General features: G+C 63.6%; 21 protein-coding genes. 8 read left to right on the plus strand and 13 right to left on the minus strand.

All coding sequences use genetic code 11. The features are described 5' to 3' along the window. Positions 1–4: 4 nt before the first annotated feature. On the minus strand, positions 5–880 hold the full coding sequence (locus ACXJMY_RS08690) for a DMT family transporter (protein WP_456618906.1): 876 nt from the start codon (positions 878–880) through the stop codon (positions 5–7). Between the two features lie 146 nt (positions 881–1,026). Between ACXJMY_RS08690 and ACXJMY_RS08695 the strand changes: the two genes are divergently transcribed. Next, a complete protein-coding gene (locus ACXJMY_RS08695; RefSeq protein WP_456618907.1) occupies positions 1,027–1,425 on the plus strand; it encodes a RidA family protein in 399 nt (132 codons plus the stop codon). 52 nt (positions 1,426–1,477) lie between these two features. Here ACXJMY_RS08695 and ACXJMY_RS08700 read toward each other — a convergent pair whose 3' ends face one another. The 3 genes from ACXJMY_RS08700 to ACXJMY_RS08710 form a co-directional block, all read right to left on the minus strand. Continuing rightward, positions 1,478–2,023 (minus strand): hypothetical protein, encoded by a 546-nt coding sequence (locus ACXJMY_RS08700; RefSeq protein ID WP_456618908.1) that lies wholly within the window; start codon positions 2,021–2,023, stop codon positions 1,478–1,480. Then, positions 1,968–2,318 (minus strand): hypothetical protein, encoded by a 351-nt coding sequence (locus ACXJMY_RS08705; protein ID WP_456618909.1) that lies wholly within the window; start codon positions 2,316–2,318, stop codon positions 1,968–1,970. Before ACXJMY_RS08705 ends, ACXJMY_RS08700 begins: the two co-directional genes overlap by 56 nt. 172 nt (positions 2,319–2,490) lie before the next feature. After that, positions 2,491–3,078: a formyltransferase family protein gene (locus tag ACXJMY_RS08710; RefSeq protein ID WP_456618910.1), complete on the minus strand. Its 588-nt coding sequence runs from the start codon at positions 3,076–3,078 to the stop codon at positions 2,491–2,493. A 182-nt stretch (positions 3,079–3,260) separates the two neighbouring features. Here ACXJMY_RS08710 and ACXJMY_RS08715 point away from each other — a divergent pair, with 182 nt between their 5' ends. Together ACXJMY_RS08715 and ACXJMY_RS08720 are read left to right on the plus strand one after the other, a co-directional pair. Then, positions 3,261–3,554 (plus strand): hypothetical protein, encoded by a 294-nt coding sequence (locus ACXJMY_RS08715; protein ID WP_456618911.1) that lies wholly within the window; start codon positions 3,261–3,263, stop codon positions 3,552–3,554. 335 nt (positions 3,555–3,889) lie between these two features. Continuing rightward, positions 3,890–4,123, plus strand: a complete 234-nt coding sequence (locus ACXJMY_RS08720; protein WP_456618912.1) for a hypothetical protein — start codon at positions 3,890–3,892, stop codon at positions 4,121–4,123. Positions 4,124–4,128: 5 nt separating this feature from the next. On the opposite strand, the gene ACXJMY_RS08725 is transcribed toward ACXJMY_RS08720, so the two are convergent. From ACXJMY_RS08725 to ACXJMY_RS08735, 3 genes are all read right to left on the minus strand, one after another. Continuing rightward, positions 4,129–4,431, minus strand: coding sequence for a hypothetical protein (locus ACXJMY_RS08725; RefSeq protein WP_456618913.1), 303 nt, complete (start codon positions 4,429–4,431; stop codon positions 4,129–4,131). A 442-nt stretch (positions 4,432–4,873) separates the two neighbouring features. Next, on the minus strand, positions 4,874–6,922 hold the full coding sequence (locus ACXJMY_RS08730) for an acetoacetate--CoA ligase (protein WP_456618914.1): 2,049 nt from the start codon (positions 6,920–6,922) through the stop codon (positions 4,874–4,876). A gap of 249 nt (positions 6,923–7,171) precedes the next feature. Beyond that, on the minus strand, positions 7,172–7,399 hold the full coding sequence (locus ACXJMY_RS08735; RefSeq protein WP_456618915.1) for a hypothetical protein: 228 nt from the start codon (positions 7,397–7,399) through the stop codon (positions 7,172–7,174). 258 nt (positions 7,400–7,657) lie between these two features. On the opposite strand from ACXJMY_RS08735, the gene ACXJMY_RS08740 reads away from it, so the two are divergent. Next, complete coding sequence (locus ACXJMY_RS08740; protein WP_456618916.1) at positions 7,658–8,377, plus strand: outer membrane protein; 720 nt, start codon at positions 7,658–7,660, stop codon at positions 8,375–8,377. A 22-nt stretch (positions 8,378–8,399) separates the two neighbouring features. Here the strand turns inward: ACXJMY_RS08740 and ACXJMY_RS08745 are convergent, their stop codons facing one another. Then, positions 8,400–8,621, minus strand: a complete 222-nt coding sequence (locus ACXJMY_RS08745) for a hypothetical protein (protein ID WP_456618917.1) — start codon at positions 8,619–8,621, stop codon at positions 8,400–8,402. A 150-nt stretch (positions 8,622–8,771) separates the two neighbouring features. Between ACXJMY_RS08745 and ACXJMY_RS08750 the strand changes: the two genes are divergently transcribed. Next, positions 8,772–9,851 carry an AI-2E family transporter gene (locus ACXJMY_RS08750; protein WP_456618918.1) on the plus strand — a complete coding sequence of 360 codons (1,080 nt, stop codon included), beginning with the start codon at positions 8,772–8,774 and terminating at the stop codon, positions 9,849–9,851. Between the two features lie 143 nt (positions 9,852–9,994). Continuing rightward, on the plus strand, positions 9,995–10,390 hold the full coding sequence (locus ACXJMY_RS08755; protein WP_456618919.1) for an NUDIX hydrolase: 396 nt from the start codon (positions 9,995–9,997) through the stop codon (positions 10,388–10,390). 1 nt (position 10,391) lies between these two features. Here ACXJMY_RS08755 and ACXJMY_RS08760 read toward each other — a convergent pair whose 3' ends face one another. The 4 genes from ACXJMY_RS08760 to ACXJMY_RS08775 all read right to left on the minus strand — a co-directional run bounded on the left by ACXJMY_RS08760 (position 10,392) and on the right by ACXJMY_RS08775 (position 12,697). Next, a complete protein-coding gene (locus ACXJMY_RS08760) occupies positions 10,392–10,580 on the minus strand; it encodes a hypothetical protein (protein ID WP_456618920.1) in 189 nt (62 codons plus the stop codon). A gap of 321 nt (positions 10,581–10,901) precedes the next feature. Continuing rightward, positions 10,902–11,141 (minus strand): hypothetical protein, encoded by a 240-nt coding sequence (locus tag ACXJMY_RS08765; protein ID WP_456618921.1) that lies wholly within the window; start codon positions 11,139–11,141, stop codon positions 10,902–10,904. Positions 11,142–11,315: 174 nt separating this feature from the next. Next, entirely contained in the window at positions 11,316–11,558 is a 243-nt protein-coding gene (locus tag ACXJMY_RS08770; protein WP_456618922.1) for a hypothetical protein, read from the minus strand. Between the two features lie 158 nt (positions 11,559–11,716). Continuing rightward, the gene (locus ACXJMY_RS08775) at positions 11,717–12,697 is read right to left on the minus strand and encodes a helix-turn-helix domain-containing protein (RefSeq protein ID WP_456618923.1); all 981 of its coding nucleotides are present in this window, start codon (positions 12,695–12,697) and stop codon (positions 11,717–11,719) included. Positions 12,698–13,174: 477 nt separating this feature from the next. On the opposite strand from ACXJMY_RS08775, the gene ACXJMY_RS08780 reads away from it, so the two are divergent. Beyond that, the gene (locus ACXJMY_RS08780; RefSeq protein ID WP_456618924.1) at positions 13,175–14,188 is read left to right on the plus strand and encodes a formylglycine-generating enzyme family protein; all 1,014 of its coding nucleotides are present in this window, start codon (positions 13,175–13,177) and stop codon (positions 14,186–14,188) included. Between the two features lie 67 nt (positions 14,189–14,255). Here the strand turns inward: ACXJMY_RS08780 and ACXJMY_RS08785 are convergent, their stop codons facing one another. Continuing rightward, positions 14,256–16,319: a hypothetical protein gene (locus ACXJMY_RS08785; protein WP_456618925.1), complete on the minus strand. Its 2,064-nt coding sequence runs from the start codon at positions 16,317–16,319 to the stop codon at positions 14,256–14,258. Between the two features lie 565 nt (positions 16,320–16,884). Between ACXJMY_RS08785 and ACXJMY_RS08790 the strand changes: the two genes are divergently transcribed. Beyond that, positions 16,885–17,064: a hypothetical protein gene (locus ACXJMY_RS08790; RefSeq protein WP_456618926.1), complete on the plus strand. Its 180-nt coding sequence runs from the start codon at positions 16,885–16,887 to the stop codon at positions 17,062–17,064. The last annotated feature ends 139 nt before the right edge of the window (positions 17,065–17,203 follow it).

Genomic DNA, 17,203 nt, shown 5'->3' on the forward strand with positions numbered 1-17,203 from the left:
AGGTTCACTGCACGCGGGCGGGAACCGGGGCGGCCGGCTTCAGGTTCAAGAGATTGCCAAACAGGATCAGCACCGCACCAAGGACCGTCCAGGCATCGAGGCGCTCTGCATACAACAGCCAGCCCACCGTGGCGGTGAGCGGGACCCGCAGGAAGTCCATCGGAACCACCACGGTCGCGTCGGCATAGCGCATCGCGCTGGCGAGGCAATAATGCGCGAACGTGCCGCAGACCGAGATCACCACCACCCAGCCCCAGACATAGTTGGGCGGCCAGGCCCAGACATAGAGCGTCGGCAGGAAGCCCACGACCGCCTGCACCACCAGCATCCAGAACAGGATCGCCAGCGCGCTCTCGGTGCGGGTGAGCGATTTGACCAGCGCCATGGAGACGCCGAAGCCGATCGCGGCGCCGAGCGCGATCAACTGCCCCTGATTGATCTCGCCGGTCGTGGGCCGCACGATGACGATCACGCCGACGAGGCCAAGCACGATCGCGGCGATTTTCCACGATGTCATGCGCTCGGACAGGAAGCTGGCGGCGAGGATCGCGGTCCAGATCGGCATCGTGAACTCGATCGCCACGACCTGGCCGATCGGAATCAGCGTCAGCGCGAAGAACCAGCCGAGCTGTGAGACGTAGTGGATCAGGTTGCGCACGATGTGCTGCGGCAGGCGCGTGGTCTTGAGCGTTGTGAAGCCGCCGGCGCGCCGGATCATCGGATAGAGCAAGCAGAGCCCGAGCAGCGAGCGCACCTCCTGGACCTGGAAGACGTTCATCTCGCGCACGGCCTCGCGTCCTGCGACCGCCATGACCAGCGTCAGCGACAGCCAGCCGGCCATCCACAGCGCAGCCATCGTTTTGGACGGAGGAGTGGTCATCGGTGCAAGAGGCAGGAGGGCAGGATTGCAAGGGGAGGCCGGTATCCGCGACATCGGCACGGTTTGCAACGGCCAAAACTGCGGATGCAGCGATGCGCGGCTGCGTGCTAAGGGAAGGCCAGCGAGCGAAACGGGAGAAACAGCTCATGCGCGTCTTGCAGCCGGACGAATGGAAAAAACCGCGCGGCTTCTCCCATGGCGTCGTGGTCGAGGGGCCGGGCCGCTGGGTGGTGCTGGCCGGGCAGACCGGCGGCGATGAGGCGGGCGACTACGCCCCTGACATGGCGGCGCAGGTCGGGGCCGCGCTGAAGCGCATCATCAAGCTGCTGCGCGAGGCCGGCGCCGGCCCTGAGCATATCGTACGCCTGACTTGGTACCTGACCAGCCGCAGCGAATATGAGGCCGCGGGTGCCGGCATCGGCGCGGCCTGGAAGGAGACGCTGGGGCGCAATTTCCCGCCTTCGACGCTGCTCTATATCGGTGGCCTCGTCGACGACCGGGCCAAGGTCGAGATCGAGGTGACGGCGTTCGTTCCCAGCGCATAAAAAAACGATCCGACGCGGGGCGCCGGATCGTTTGTGATGTGGCTGTATCGGCTTAGCGCGACAGCGAGATGTTGGCGCCGCGGAACTGGCTGTCCGCGCGGATCGTGACGGTCTGCTTGCTGCCGCTCGTCTTCAACCCGATGTTGGCGTTGAAACCTGCGGTCGAGGCGACCACCTCGAAATTTCCCCCGCCGCCGCGGCCCTGGAGCGAGCCGCTGATATTGCGGCTGGCTTCGCTCCAACTGCCGGTGATGGCGTTGCCTTCGGCCCGGACGTTGGCGCCGAGGTTGAACTTGTAGGCGTCGCTGGCGCAGGTCAGCGACATCTCCATGGTCGGGCCGATCGGGGCATATTTGGCCCGGCAGCGGATGCGCTCGGTCGAGCCGTCATCCAGCATGACGGTGCCGCCGCCGCTCCAGCTTCCCGCCATCGGCGCGAATGGGCCGGACTGGGCCTTGCTTTCAGAATTTGCGATTGACGCCGCAAACAAAACGGCGGCCGCGATCAGCAGCCGCCGGTTTAGGACGCTGGTCCCGAATTGCTTATTGGCGCGATGCTTCCCACCGCCCGCTGCACGGTATGCCTGCAGATGCTCCATTCCACTTCCCCGATCCGGCGTTGCCGCTGAGTTGACCGTTGGCATATGCACCATTGATCGAAACCTTCACAAGTCCCCCGCTGCCGATGGTGCCGGAAACGTTAGCGCCGGGTGCGGTGATTTTGCCGTCGGCCACCGTCAGCATGGAGCTGGCGGTCGGCTCGCAGGTGCCGCTCTTGGTGACGATGGTGACGTGCCAGTTACCGTCATAGGGGGTCTGGGCGAAGGCGGCAGCGGCGAGGGTACCGGAGAAAACTGAAGCGGCACAGAACACCGCAATGCGACCAAAACGCATGAATTCCGTCCTTGAATATGTCTGATATGATGACGCTTATTCAGGCCAAATGTGACGGAAATTTGTTGCGATGCCAAAACGAAAATTGTTCCTGTGGAAACAATAGTTTATTTGCGTTTTTGGCACCAATTTTCGAAGCAGAATCAATGCGGCTTGACGTTAAGGGTAAACGTCAGGAGAGACTCGGTGCGGACGTCGCGAACTGCTCGTCCTGAATCTTGGCCGGCAGCGCCTTGTGGACTTTGACGTAATCGATCACGTCGGCCAGCAATTTGAGCCCGAGCGGGGCGAGCGCACGCTCCCAGAGCTCCCGCGCGGTCTCGCCCTTCTTGACGAAGCACCAGTCCTGGGCGGCGATGGCGCCGGCATCCATGCGGTCGGCCAGATGGTAGATGGTGCCGCCGGCGATCGGATCGCCTTCCTTGATGGTCCATTCGACGGCGGCCTTGCCGCGGTGGCGCGGCAGCAGCGACGGGTGATAGCCGATCCCGCCGAACCGGGCGGCGGCGAGCGCGTCCTTGCCGATCCGGGCGTGGCTGTGCGCGGTGATGATCAGGTCGGTGTCGGGTGCGATCTCGGAGGCGACCACCAGCTTCGGATTGGCCTGCACCACCACCTCGATGCCGGCGGCCCTGGCGGTCGCGGCGAGGCGGTCCTCGGCATCGGTCACCACGACCCGCGCGACCGACACGCTGTGCTCCCGGAGCATGTTCAGGGTGGTCACGCCGAAATGGCGGGAGCCGACGAGGGTGATGCGCATGTGTGTCCGATCCGTCTCGCAACTGCGTTGTACCCCCGATAACACGTCAGGCCGTCCTGTCACCACCCGCGGGGCGTTTGCGCCGGTTATCAACAATGCGCGGGACACGAGCTGCGCGATTGCGCAGCATCGCTTTCCGGTGTTTCCATGAGCGGGTTGTCATCGGCCTGCGGAGATGCCGGATGCGGAGTGCCCGACTGATCGTTGTTGCCGCTATGGCTGCGGCCGTCACGGCGCCCGCAGCCGCCGGGCAAGTGCCRTACCCGGCGATTCCGCCTGAGATCGGCGTGGCGCCGTTCATCGGTCCGACCTGGGATGCCTATCGCTGTGCCCAGGGGCCGGTCTACAATTTCTATTACGGCGCCTATTACGGCGAGGAGCCGCCGGCACTTTATCGCGGCTATGCCTACCGGCGGCACTACCGCTACACCGCCTATCGTCGGCTGCCGCGGACGTATTTTTGCGTGACCGACTAGCGTTGCCGCAGGGCATCACCGGCAGGAAATCGTCGATGCGACGGTTCCTGTGTTTCATTTCGAACAGACGGAATCCGGCCCGCCGTTAAGATCTCTCCTTACCGGGGCTGGCGACATTTGATTCCGGATCCATTTTCGAACCCGGCTAAAGCCGCTGGCATGATCGCCAGCGGCTTTTTCACGCCACGCACCGTAAGATCATCGAACGGTAACATGTTCTCAACCAGCTTAGCGTATCGACGAATCTGTCGCGGATTTGTATTGCGTACCGCGACACCAAGATTGTCCCGCCGGCGTCCGCGCGCCGCGCGGTTTTTTCTGCCGGGACAAATTTCATGCCGAGCGCGATTGAGCAGATCGTCGACGCCTATGTGCGGATGAAGAACCGCCGCGGCCTCGATACGCTGATGATGCACCGGCAGCGGCTCGCGGTCGATCTGAAGAGCAGGTCCGGCTATGATTTCAGCCTGCCGATCGGCCAGATCGATGAGGAGATCGCGATCATCGAAGCCGGCCTCAGCCGGCTGAAGGCGGCTTCCGCCGATCCCGGCGCGACACGACCCGTCTGAAGCAATCAGTCGCGCCGGCCGCCGTCGATGACCGTGAACAGCGGCCGCGCCGGGGTCGGCTCGACCAGGAGCTCTTCCACCAGCGCGGATGCCGCGTCGACATATTTGCGTGTCGGCTTGTCCAGCGAGCGCTTGGCTTCGTCATCGAGTGCGACTTTTGCAGCTTCGACCAGCTTGCGCATGCGCGCCGCATGGTCGTCGCCCGCCGTCAGCGTCGCCCGCGCCAGCGAGCGTAGCACGAACAGCTCGCCCTCGAGGCGGAGCAGACGGTCGTTGAGCCTGGTGAGGACGGCGTTGAGGTCGGCCATGGCTGGTGTTCAGTGTGGAGTATCCAACCTGATCTAGCGGCGATCGGTGAACGGAGTCCAAACGCCATTGGCGCAATTGGGCCGATCTTCCGGCGTGAGGGCCTGCGCGAGTGCCGCCGATGTGACCGATTGTGACCCCGCGGACGAATGGCGCGGTCCGGTTCCAACACCACATCAGGGCTGGGTGGCCGTCTGGAGCACGTTCGATGCGGTCTGTCCTGGCCCTGGTTCTCTTCATCTCAGCGTGCGCGCCGGCTATCGCGGCGCCAGTGCATCATGCTCGCCCGCGGCATCATGTCGTGGTTCGTCTCCCCGAGGACGCGCCAGTCCCGCCCGGCTGGTACAAGTTTCCCGGCTATCCGCCGATCCCGCCGTCGGAGAACAGGAATCTCGATCCCTCCAATTTCGGCGGCGGCTGATCGCAGCCACAAGCCGCGATCCGTCACGCCGCAGTTCTGGCGAGATAGTCGCGCGCGAAGGCGAGATACCAGTCGAGACAGGCCGGATTGGCCATCGCCTCCTTGTTGATGACCTTCTCGACGGGCTGGCCGAGCAGCAGCTTCTTGATCGGCAGCTCCTGCTTCTTGCCGGACAGCGTGCGCGGAATCTCGGCGACCGCGAAAATCTCGTTCGGCAGGAACCTGCGGGAGAGGCCGGCCTCGATCGCCTTGTTGATCTTCACCTGCATCGCGCCGTCGAGTGCTGTGCCCTCGCGCAGCACCACGAACAGCGGCATGTAGCTGTCGCGGCCGAGATATTCGAGGTCGACGACGAGGGAGTCCAGCACCTCCGGCAGCGCCTCGATCGCGGAATAGAGCTCGCTCGTGCCCATGCGCAGACCGTGCCGGTTGATGGTGGCATCGCTGCGGCCATAGATGATGCAGGAGCCGTCCGGATCGACCTTGAGCCAATCGCCGTGCCGCCACACGGGTCCGCGGCCGCTGCCGTCGAAATTGTCCGGATAGGTCTCGAAATAGCTCGCGCGGTAGCGCATGTCGCCCCGGTCGTTCCAGAAGCAAAGCGGCATCGACGGCATCGGCTCGGTGCAGACGAGCTCGCCGACCTCGCCCGTGACGGCGCGGCCCTGTTCGCTGAAGGCTTCCACGGCCGCACCCAGCAGCCGGCACTGCATCGCGCCGGGCGTCTGCGGCAATTCGCGATTGCCCCCGATGAAGGCGCCGGCGAAGTCGGTGCCGCCGGAGATGTTGGCCCACCAGATGTCGGCCTGCGCCTTGCTGCCGTTCGTCTTCGACAGCGCCGCAAAGCGTGCGTTGAACCAGGCCTGCGTGTCGGCGCTGAGCGGCGAGCCGGTCGAGCCGAGGCAGCGCAGCTGCGAGAGGTCACCGGCGGCGGCGAGGTCGATCTCGGCCTTGGCGCAGTTGGCGAAGAACGCCGCGCCCGCGCCGAAGAAGGTCGCCTTCGACTGCGCCACGAAGCGCCACAGCGTGGTCCAGTCCGGCTTGTCCTTGGTGCCGCCGGGGCTGCCGTCGAAGATGCAGCAGGTGGTGCCGCCGAGCAGGCCGCCGAGTTGCGAATTCCACATGATCCAGCCGGTCGAAGAGTACCAGTGATAGCGCTCGCCGAACGAGTTTGGATGATACGAGCAGCCGAGGTCGTTGTGCAGCCCGAGCAGCGCCAGCACCACGATGACGATGCCGCCATGGCCATGCACGATCGGCTTCGGCAGGCCGGTGGTGCCGCTGGAATAGACGATCCAGAGCGGATGATCGAACGGCAGCCAGGCCGGCTCGAACGCGTCGATCGCGGCACCCGTCCATGCGAGAATATCAGAGAGCAGGGAGTCGGGCGCTGCGGGCGCGCCCGCCTTGCTGTGCAGGATGACKTGCTCGACCGTCGGCAGCGATCGCCTGAGCTCGCTCACAACGTCGCGTCGGTCGTGCCGCCGTCCGGCATAGGTGACGGCGTCGCAGGCGATCAGCACTTTTGGCTCGATCTGCTTGAAGCGGTCGATCACCGCGGGCGCGGCCATGTCGGGCGCGCAGACGCTCCAGATCGCGCCGATGCTGGCGCTCGCGAGAAACGCGATGATGGTCTCGGGGATGTTGGGCAGATAGGCCGCGACGCGGTCGCCGGGCTTGATGCCCTTGTCCTTCAGATGCAGCGCGAGCGCGGCGGCCTTGCGCCGCAGCTCGGGCCAGCTCGTCTCGATGAGCCTGCCGTCCTCGCCGCCGCTGATGATCGCGGGCAGGCCCGCGGCGTCGGCCGCCGCGACATGCCGGAACACCTGCCTGGCGTAATTGACCCGCGCGCCGGGAAACCAGACCGCGCCGGGCATCTTGCGCTCGGCGAGCACGGCCGCAAACGGCGTCGGCGATTGCAGATCATAGTAATCCCAGATGCTGCGCCAGAAACCGTCGAGATCGCGCACCGACCATTGCCGCATGTCCTCGTAATTCGCGAAGGAAAGGCCGCGCTGCTCGGCGAGCCAAGTGCGATAGAGGGCGATCTGGGGAACAAAAGGCGCGGTCATTGCGTGTCGGCTTCAGTTGCGGGGCAGGGGAGTCTAACCCGGGCCGCAGCTTAGCAGAAGCTGCGACTCCCCCGCGCGACACTGACCCGGCTAATGGGCTGCTTCGCCAGATGACGCTGGGCAGCAGACGGAGCATAGGCGATTGCGCCACTCAGTCTTATGTCCAGAGGCGCTGCAACGGTGCTCGTAGCTCGGACGGGCAACGCGATCCGCGATTCCCGGCAGACCGCGTATCGTGTCGGCGTTCGCCTACCAGCCCGCGCCGGCCCAGCGCCGGCCGAACACGGCCGGCTTCGTCTTCACCGCTTGCCAGCCGAAGAAATGATGCTTGCCGGACCAGCTGTGCACCACGCCGCTGCAGATGCTGCATTTGAAGTGGCCTGAATGCGGCTCGGTGTGCTCTTCCCGGGTCGCGCTGTAGTTCATGCTGCAACCCGTGCAGGTGAATTCTTCGATCGTCCAGATGCTGTTGGCCATCGCACTTCGGTGTTCTCGGGGACTTGGGGAGAAGCCTAGGTGCGAGGCTTTGCATCGGCGTAAACCCGCCCGCGGAAATCCGGTTAATCGCGATTAGCCAAACCCGCCTCCGATCGCGGGACTTGCAGGAATTTCCCGGTATCTGCAACGCCCGTCAGTCCAAATCGCGCCGCCGGTCGGTCCAAGCGCGCCGTTGATCCGGCAGCTAGATTTCCCCCATCGCCTCGGTCGGAAGGCGGGTCAGTTGGGGGTGGGATCATGGGAACGAAACTTATTTTGACGGCTGCGCTGCTGTCGCTGGCAACGCCGGCATTTGCAGCGGATATTATCGCGCCCGCGCCGGTGAAGGCGCCGGTACCGGCTCCGATCTTCACCTGGACCGGCTTCTATATCGGCGCCCATGGCGGCGGGGTCTGGAACAAGTGGTCCGGCATCGACCCGACCGATCCCTTAGCCGTCTGGAGCTCGGTCAACGCCAGCGGCGGCATCGTCGGCGGCCAGATCGGCGGCAATTATCAGATCAGCAATTTCGTGGTGGGTCTCGAGGGCACCGGCGCCTGGTCCAGCGTCAAGCTCAACGCCGGCGGCCCGTTCGGGGGCGGGGCGGGCTTCACCTTCACCCTGAAGAACGACTATATCGCAACAGTGGCCGGACGGTTCGGCGTCGCCTTCGACCGCGTGCTGCTCTACGCCAAGGGCGGCGCGGCCTTTACCCGCGACAAATACGACGCCAATAACGGCCTTGCCGGCGCGCTCGCCGGGTCCGCCTCGGGCAGCTTCAACCGCACCGGCTGGCTCGCCGGCGGCGGCGTCGAATGGATGTTCATGCCGAACTGGTCGGTGAAGGCCGAGTACAACTATATGGGCTTTGGCGCGATCACTGAGCAGCCGGTGACAACGGGCAATCTGGTGGCGACGCCTGCGAACGTGAAGCTGAACATCCAGACCGGCACGGTCGGCGTGAACTATCACTTCTAGCCGTGTTGGCTTCGCAGATGGATCAGTCCTCAGTTCGGCCGGGCCGCATGTCCCGGTCGATGCGCATCTGGACGCGCTTGAAGGCCAGCAGCGACAGCCTGCCTTGCACCCGCCCGGACCGGGCCCTGTCGCCGACCGCATAGGCCCAGCGCCAAAAGCCCGCTGCGGCATTCTGCGTCAGCGAGAAATGGATGCCGCGGTGAACGCCGGCGTGGTCATCAGGCGGTTTGGGGCGGTGTACCATCGTCCGGGAATGCGCGTTGTGGCGATGCGTTCCCAATCGCGGGGCTCGCCGGGTCACCCCGTCGTCTTGACGCCGGATGCGTTGCTGGCAATAACGCAAGGCCGCGCAAGTGCCGGAACCCGCGTCGATGCCGCAAGGAAAGCCGTGCCCGTGAAAAGTCTCCGTCAGCTCCTGACCGGCGAGGACATCATCCAGCTCGTGATCCGGCTTGGCCTGCTGGCGCTGCTGATCATCTGGACGTTCCTGATCATCCGCCCGTTCGTGCCGATCCTGGCCTGGAGCTGTGTGCTCGCGGTCGCCTTCTATCCGGCCTTCAGCTGGGTCGCAAAAATCCTCGGTGGCCGCCCGAAGACCGCAGCGGCCATCCTCACCCTGATCACGCTCGGCATCGTCCTCGGCCCGGCGACCTGGCTCGGCCTGAGCGCGGTGGACGGCGCGCGGGAGCTGGCACATCAGCTCGGTACCGGCGACCTCGCGCTCCAGTCGGCGCCGGAGCAGATCAAGTCGTGGCCGGTCATCGGCCCGACGCTCTACGAGCTCTGGGATCAGGCCTACAGCAATATCCGCGCGGTGCTGCGCGAGGTCGCGCCCTATCTCCAGCCGCTGGCGGGACCGCTGTTGTCGCTCGCGGGCGATGCCAGCCTCGGAACGCTCCAGTTCCTGGTCTCGGTGTTTGTCGCCGGCTTCCTGTTTCCGCACGGGCCGCGGCTGGTCGCGGCCGGGCGCGGCTTCCTGTATCGCATCGTCCCCGAGCAGAGCGAGCATTTCCTGGGGCTTGCGGGCGCAACCATCCGCGCCGTGGCGCAGGGGGTGATCGGCGTCGCGATCGTGCAGGCGCTGCTCGCCGGCGTCGGCTTCAAGCTCGCGGCCGTGCCGAGCGCGGGCCTGCTCGCCTTCATCGTGCTGTTGCTCTCGATCGTGCAGATCGGCGCGTTCCTCGTGCTGCTGCCGGTGATCATCTGGATCTGGACCGCCAAGGACGTCACCACGGCGCTGCTGCTCACGGTGTTTCTCGTCCTTGTCGGCTTCATCGATACGATGTTGAAGCCGCTGGTGATGGGACGGGGCCTGACCACGCCTACGATCGTGATCTTCGTCGGCGTAATCGGCGGCACGCTGGCCCACGGCATTGTCGGCCTGTTCATCGGGCCGATCATCCTGTCGGTGGCGTGGGAAATGGCGGCGGCGTGGATCAGGACCGAGGACCGGGCGGGGCCGAGCGAAGGCTGACCCCGTCACTTGCAGGCGCGATCCGCCCGCCGCGCCGTGCAACCTGACGGCGCGCAAGGGTTGTGAGCAAAGCGCGCCCCGAACTTGTCTATTGAACTAGACAAGTTACGATAGCTCGATTCTGGTTCGAGTCTACGACAGTAATGGCGAAGTCTTCCAAGCTGGTTGCCGCGAAACGCGGCAAGGTATTGTTGGTCAGACGCCGGTCGGACGGCCTGTGGATGTTCCCGGGCGGCCGCAAGCGGGCGCGCGAGTCCGACAAGGACTGCCTGCGGCGGGAGATCAAGGAGGAACTGCCCAAGCTGAAGCTCGGCAGGGTCAGCCTCTGGAAGGAAGTAACCGCCAGGAATAAGCGTTCCGGCCGCAAGATGAGCGACGCGATCTTCATCGCCAAGGACGCCAAGGGCAGGCTCGCGATCGGCGACAAGAAGGAGATCGACCGCGCCGCCTGGCAGAAGCCGCGCGGCATCCGCCTGACGCCGACCTCGCGCTACATCCGCGATCGGCTGTTTCCGAGGAAGCGGCGGCCGCGCGGGTGAGCTAGCCCTCGTCCTCCGCCGCGTTCGTCCGCCCGGCAAACGATCGCGAAAGACCCGCGCGTGATTGCGACGCGGACGCCTTGTCGGACGCCTTGGCCATCCCGGACTCGCGCTGCTCCTTGCGGGCCTTGCGCGCGCGCTTCATCGCGAGCTTGACCTGAGGGTTCGGCGAATCCTCGGCGAAGAACAACACGACTTCGCAACTGGGACATTGCCGCGAATAGCCGTCCTGCAATCGTCCCGCACGATCACGAAACACGTTCTTGCAGCGCGTGCACTGGACCTGGACCGAATTCATGCGGACAACAATGACTATTGGAAATGAATTGCCAGCGTGTGCCCGGAGGTCTGAAGAAAGCCTGAAGGCTGGTTGCGAATTGGCCGCAAATCTTGCCGCATCCGATACAACGGGCGCGAGCAACGTCGCGGCGCAGGCGCACCGCGCGGCCGAGCGTCATCGTCCCGCGACAACGGGGGAAGCCTCAGTCCGTCAAAGCCGCCGGCTCAGCCGCTATTGCTTGGCGGCGAGCGCGTCCAGGCAATGGTTGAGATAGACGGTGCGATCCCTGGGAAGCACCTTGTCGAGATCCGCCTTCAGCGCGCATTCGCGCTGACGCATCTGCTCGGCCCGGCGCTTCTCGGCCGCCTCCCGATATTCGGGGGCGACCTTGTTGGGATCGACCAGGGCTTGTGACCAGGCGGGGGCCGCTGCAACGAGCGCAATGGCCGCGATGAAAATCATTGGTTTCAAATGAGCCTCCGTAAAAGGGCTCATCCTAGCGCCCGGTTTTGGAAGGCTCAAATGGTAAGTGCGGTGAGGGCGACCGAACCCGCGCCTGTCCAAGCCAAGGCGCCGGCGGCGCGGGTTTCGGCAACATCAACTTGGCCAGATGCAGTGGCCAATGCAGTGGTCAAGTGAAGTCCGTCATTTCGAGGCGTGGTCGATCTTGTGCGCCAGATGCCCGGTATCGTGATCCCGACGCAATTGGCTCAGCGACGTCTCGTTCAGTTGAAGCAAGACCTCGCTGAGCTGGGTCGCATCCGGATACCCGGCCGCAAATCCTTTGCCATAGATCTTGCGCAAGGTACCGACCAGCGTGTTGCCGTGCTTCTTGCTGATCCCGCCATCCTTGTCCCGGTGGCGGCCATCCAGGCCGTGTTCCTTCATGTGTCTCTCCCTGCGGTGCGTCTAACGCGCCCGGACAGCGTGCGCCCAACGGAGTTGATTGGCAACGGCGTGGCGCGGGGGAGTTGAGGCGGGGTCAGGCCCGAGCGACGCTCGAACCGGCCTGCCGCAAGAGGCGGTAACCGTCCTGTCGCCTGCGTCTAGACGGCCTCGCGTTTGGACGCCGAGAACGGTGCGACTCCCAACGTCTGCGATGGATGTTCCCCGAACATCGCCAAATAGTACTGTGAAAAGCGCCCGAGTTCGTAGAAGCCCTGCTGCATCGCCACCGCTGCGATCGTCGTCGAGCCGGGAGCGCTGTCGCGCAGAATGGAGTGCACCGCGCAAAGGCGCTTGTGCCGAAGGAAGCCGACGGGGCCGACGCCGAACACCTCGTGAAAGGCGCGATACAAGGTGCGTCGCGAGATCCCTAGCGCCGCGCAAATCTCGGAGACATGTACCGGGCGCGTGCCGGCTTCGTCGAGATAGCCTTCAACCCGGCGGATGAGCCGCCTCGCCGACGGCAGCCAGCCACTGTCATCGGGCGGCATGGACGACATGACGTTGGCGGCCATGCACTCGACGATGGATCGTTTCCAGAAATCGGCAGTCGAAGCCGTCAGGGCATCATTGTGGGCGCGAAGGTGCGACATGATCTCGACAAGACGGCGTGAGGCGATCGCGCCGGTCTCGGGATCAGCCCGGAAATGGCCGCGGCTGCGCCATGTGTCGGGATCGCTCAGTCTCGCTTCGCCGCCGAACATGGACGCGACTTCATTGAGGTCGAAGCGCATGGCGGCGTAAGCGGACGCGCCGTGAAAGACGCCATCGTGCTCGACCAGCGGCGGAATCACGAGGACGTCGTTGAGCTGCATGTTGAACGACCAGTGAGCGACGCGCTCCGCGGCCGTCAGCAACATTCCGATGATGAGCTTGTCGTCGCTGGCGATGCGCTGCGTACGCATGCCGACATTGAAGGTGCCGATGCTGAGCGAGAAATCCCCGATGCCGACATGCGACAGCGCTCCGCGCATCCGACCGCGTCCGAGCTGCATGACGTCGACATGGGAGCCGTGGACGGCCTGGTGAAGACCTTCGAAGCTCTCGATCTTCCGCGAATCAACCAGAAGGACCTGCCCCATGGTCGTACTCTGTTGCTGAAGCGCGACGATTCTGCGGCAGCCGGCAGTGCCACARCGGGAAGTGGGGGGCAGGCCGATGATGTGGTGTTTTGAGGCAAATCATCGCCGAATTTGACGCGAGATCGTCGCCGCATGGCGTCGTGGATCAAACCTCAACCGTCGCTGTGGCGTACTGGCACAAACTGCACATCACAGAAGTCCGATCTTCGGATATCGTTTGCGGCCTAAGCGAAACGAATTGGAGTCGCTCTGCGGTTTGGCAGAGCGCACGTGGCGGGTTTTCGCCGCGTGCAGGATAGCGCGCGCGCAAAAAGGGGAGGAGATGCTGACGCAATACGTCGTCAGCATCTCAAGCTCTGGGCGCCAAGGAGGGGGGACCGGACAATGCGTCCAATGTGCAAGGCGATCCGCCGCAATCGACGTCTGCTGAATTCCACCCCGTAGCACCAGGTCGAATGCGCGTATCGGAGTGCCACCATGCTGCGGGCGGACCTGGATCACTGCGAGTGGCTGCCGGACGACATAAAGTCCGGCGAGATGGTGTTCATTCCCGGCGGGACCTTCCGCATGGGATCCGATCACCATTATCCCGAGGAGGCGCCAAGCCATCGCGCGTTCGTCGATGGCTTCTGGATCGATCGCACGCCCGTCACCAACAGGCAGTTCAAGAAGTTCGTTGACGCCACCGGCCACGTCACCGAGGCCCAGATCGTTCCGGATCCCAGGGATTATCCCGGCGTGCTCAGGGAAATGCTCTACGCCGGCTCGCTGGTGTTCTCGCCGCTGCCGCGCATCACGGATCTCACCAACTGGAGCCAGTGGTGGACCTTCATGCGCGGTGCCAATTGGCGCCATCCCTATGGGCCCGGCAGCAATATCAGAGGCCTCGACGACCATCCCGTCGTCCACGTCTCCTATAGCGATGCCGTGGCCTATGCGCGCTGGGCCGGCAAGGATCTGCCGACGGAGGCGGAGTGGGAGTTCGCCGCGCGCGGCGGTCTGGACGACGAGGAGTTTGCCTGGGGCGATGCACTGATGCCGGGCGGCAAGCACATGGCCAATATCTGGCAGGGAAATTTCCCTGTCCAGAATCTCGGCGAGGATGGGTTCGAGCGTACCTCGCCGGTCATGGCCTTCCCGCCGAACGGCTACGGCCTTCACGACATGATCGGCAATGTCTGGGAATGGACCTCGGACTGGTGGTCGGCGCGGCACGTGGCCGACGCCGCAAAGCCCTGCTGCATTCCGAAAAATCCACACGGCGGCCGCGAGGATGCGAGCTACGACCTCGCCCTGCCGGACATCCGCATTCCACGCAAGGTGCTGAAGGGCGGCTCGCATCTCTGCGCGCCCAATTATTGCCGGCGTTACCGTCCCGCCGCGCGCCATGCCGAGCCGGTCGACACGTCGACCAGCCATATCGGATTCCGCTGCGTGACGCGCGGACCTGTCGTCATTCGTCACGACCAGGAAGGGTCTGTTGCCGGATAGGAGAGTATCGAATAGAATTGCGGTGACTGCACCGGAATTCGCCGCGTGCCCGCTACATCCCCGCCGGTCATGACTTCCTTCGATAGAGAGCAAACCGGGTTGATTCCTCGGTGCGTTCGAACTGGTCCAGCAGGATGCGTTCCACCATCTCCTTCAGCCAGTCATACTCATAGGTCGCGCCGCGGTCCAAAATGAAATGATCCGTGCCAGCAAAGCTCCGAGTCACATGTTCCGGGCTGAACGTATCCCGGAATGGAAGGAAGTAACTCTTGGGTGCTCTGCCAAGCGCGACAAGGACGAGCCAATCCTGGTCGGACAATAACAACATGCGACCATCGCGTGGGACGACCTTGTTGACCAGGTCGACGTCGCTGCTATCGAGAGAAACCTTTACCTTCCCAGCTCCTCGGCCCAACTTCAGCCTGGCGATGCTCGGATATTGCCAATACGACCGCAGCCCGATCGTCACGCCCTGTTGACGATCCTGCGCGCTCAGAAGCGCGGCGACCGAGAGCACGGCCGTTGCCGCCAACGATAGCGCAGGGATGGCCAGCGAAGTCGTTCGGCCGAGGACAGCGCGGAATGCCGACCGGCACCACCACGCGCAAACCGCAAGATAAGCAAAGGCGTTTTGTTGCCACACCGCGTCAAGGGACCGGTTCAGCCACTTGGCCATGAACACCAGCGCGACGAGGGAGAGTACCAGAAGATACGCACGCTCGATGGAGCGGCACTTGGCCCACGTCCCTGCAACGCTAACAGCTGTGCCTATGGCCATCGCTGGAAAGATCAACTGGTAGAATGTCCCAAATCCGGGACGCCAGTTCATCGTCACCGCTACCCAATTCGAGACGCTGTGCAGACCGATCGGCGCGAGCAATACGTGCAAGAAGTCCATCGAAAGAACGGCCGAACCGAACGCAGCGACGAACAGTGCGGACAGGATGACAACAGACAGTCCGGTGAATGCCGCGACTTCCCAAGGCCAGCGCCTTTCGAGCACCCGCACCGACAAGACCGCGCAACCCACAAGCCAGGTATAAATCCCAGTCTCCGTGTTCCAGAAGATCRAGATTGCGCAGACGGTGGATAGCGCCGCCAATAACCAAGCTGAAGGTTGGACCAGGAAACGCGCAAGAATGCCCGTGGCAATGAACACGAACATGTACCTGATGGCGAGGGCGGACGGTCCGTTGAATGCTTCGCCGTCGCCGTATTGACAGAGCGCAAGAAATACGACGGCCAGGAGAAACGGCAGTGCTCTGCTCTGGAAGAAGTCGCGCAGCACCCAGTAAGCCGACAGGTGGTAGATCGCGAGACACGCGGCAACGAAAGCGACATAGAGCAAATACAGAACGTTTGCGTCGGCCCGGAGGACCAGACCGAACAAGTAGGGCGGTCCGTATCCGTAGAAGGACAGGAAATCGCGGCCAGGCACTAGGCCATCTGCAAATTGATAGAGCGCCGGCCCGACGAGGAACGATACGGCGTGAGGATTGGCCGACGCCTCCGCAGCCAAGCGCTGCACGCTCAAAGGCAGGGTTAGGGCGAGCAGTGCCGTGATCAGGGCAGCGTCAACCCATCTGAATTCGAAAAGGTCGATCGACCTGCATTCCTGGTCGCCCTTGATGCTGGTGTGGATCGGGATGCGCTTCACGAAGGGAACGAAGATCGCGCCGACCGCGACGGCCAGCGCGACCATCCGAAATCTCTGCTGGAATGCGTCCTGTAGGAATGCCTCCAGCGCGATGACAATTGCCAGCGCGGAGACGTAAAACAGGATCAGCGAATAGCCTTCGAAGAACTTCCGGAGCCTGAGTGCCGCAAAGGCCGAGACGAAGCCGAACACATAGAACGAGACGTAGAAGAGCTTCTCGGCACGTTTAATGGCTGCGCTGTCCGCGAAACCCAAATGGACGACCGGAAAATCCTGCGCGAGATTTGCGCCCAGGTCCAGCTTGGTCGCGCTCAAGGTCAGGTAGGCAACAATGCCGGCCGCAACAGCGCCGACACATGCCCCCCACACCGCAAAGCTCTGAAATCGCCAGAGGCTCAATTCTGATCCTGTCGCCGGCTTGACCAGATGCGAACGTCTGATTGCGGGGCCAGCCGCCATTGTTCTTGCTTTCATTTCTGCGCCTTAACCCGACGTCGCCTGCGCCAGGATAACGGGAACTGCCGGCGCAAAGAAAGTTCGCGGATGACGTGCTTGGGATGACGCGGACGGGCCAGGCAGCTTGATGCGGAAGGAGCGGGTGGCCATTCGGTGCACTGTCACGGTGATACCCGCTCAGGCCCGCCGGTTGACGCTGGCGGGCCTGGCACTCCCGGCGCTCTGATCCGCAATTGAACCGGCAGCCGGGAGCATTGGGGGCTGGAAAGCCAGCCCTGCCATGTTCGCCCCTAGGTGACAATGCGTAGAAACTCGAATTCCGGTAGTTGTACGGAATCCATTTTCGGAACGGGGTGTTCTACTGTGTGAACACCGGCGAGATTTGAGCACCAACTTTTTGTTTGTCCGGGATGGCCGCAGTGGGGGCTGGAACCACCCTGCGGCCTTTCCCGCTAGGCCGATGCTTCAACGGATGATCCTGTACCCCTTCGTCATCCTGCGCGTCGGTTCGAGCTTCCCGTGGTTCAGCGCGCGGACGGAATAGACTGTATTCCCCTATTGCTCATTGATTCATGGAGCCCACATGATTACGGCGGCCAGATGCAAGGAACTCGCAAATCATTACAAGGCCATTTCTTCCAATCTCGATATTTCCGAAAGCCGGGCCTTTGTCCTGAGGAACATCGCCAAGAGCTTGACCGGTTTGGCCGGTCAACTGGATCGGCTTGAGGCGCTGACGAGAGACGAAGAGACCGTAAAATAAGGCCGCCGCTTGGCGTGCCGGTCAGCTCGAATATGAGGAAGCATTCGTCTGGGGGGCTCGCAAAAATCGGCCCCAACTCCGAGGCTGGCTTGAAGCTGAGGCCGAGGCGCTGGACCGTTCGAGGCTTCGCACGGCCCAG

It is taken from the genome of Bradyrhizobium sp. P5_C12 (assembly GCF_054049735.1).

Excerpts from the sequence above, each read along its gene's own strand:
- ACXJMY_RS08690 (WP_456618906.1), bottom strand. The coding sequence starts at position 880 with ATGACCACTCCTCCGTCCAAAACGATGGCTGCGCTGTGGATGGCCGGC.
- ACXJMY_RS08695 (WP_456618907.1), top strand. The coding sequence starts at position 1,027 with ATGCGCGTCTTGCAGCCGGACGAATGGAAAAAACCGCGCGGCTTCTCC.
- ACXJMY_RS08700 (WP_456618908.1), bottom strand. The coding sequence starts at position 2,023 with ATGGAGCATCTGCAGGCATACCGTGCAGCGGGCGGTGGGAAGCATCGC.
- ACXJMY_RS08705 (WP_456618909.1), bottom strand. The coding sequence starts at position 2,318 with ATGCGTTTTGGTCGCATTGCGGTGTTCTGTGCCGCTTCAGTTTTCTCC.
- ACXJMY_RS08710 (WP_456618910.1), bottom strand. The coding sequence starts at position 3,078 with ATGCGCATCACCCTCGTCGGCTCCCGCCATTTCGGCGTGACCACCCTG.
- ACXJMY_RS08720 (WP_456618912.1), top strand. The coding sequence starts at position 3,890 with ATGCCGAGCGCGATTGAGCAGATCGTCGACGCCTATGTGCGGATGAAG.
- ACXJMY_RS08725 (WP_456618913.1), bottom strand. The coding sequence starts at position 4,431 with ATGGCCGACCTCAACGCCGTCCTCACCAGGCTCAACGACCGTCTGCTC.
- ACXJMY_RS08735 (WP_456618915.1), bottom strand. The coding sequence starts at position 7,399 with ATGGCCAACAGCATCTGGACGATCGAAGAATTCACCTGCACGGGTTGC.
- ACXJMY_RS08740 (WP_456618916.1), top strand. The coding sequence starts at position 7,658 with ATGGGAACGAAACTTATTTTGACGGCTGCGCTGCTGTCGCTGGCAACG.
- ACXJMY_RS08745 (WP_456618917.1), bottom strand. The coding sequence starts at position 8,621 with ATGGTACACCGCCCCAAACCGCCTGATGACCACGCCGGCGTTCACCGC.
- ACXJMY_RS08755 (WP_456618919.1), top strand. The coding sequence starts at position 9,995 with ATGGCGAAGTCTTCCAAGCTGGTTGCCGCGAAACGCGGCAAGGTATTG.
- ACXJMY_RS08770 (WP_456618922.1), bottom strand. The coding sequence starts at position 11,558 with ATGAAGGAACACGGCCTGGATGGCCGCCACCGGGACAAGGATGGCGGG.
- ACXJMY_RS08775 (WP_456618923.1), bottom strand. The coding sequence starts at position 12,697 with ATGGGGCAGGTCCTTCTGGTTGATTCGCGGAAGATCGAGAGCTTCGAA.
- ACXJMY_RS08780 (WP_456618924.1), top strand. The coding sequence starts at position 13,175 with ATGCTGCGGGCGGACCTGGATCACTGCGAGTGGCTGCCGGACGACATA.
- ACXJMY_RS08790 (WP_456618926.1), top strand. The coding sequence starts at position 16,885 with ATGATTACGGCGGCCAGATGCAAGGAACTCGCAAATCATTACAAGGCC.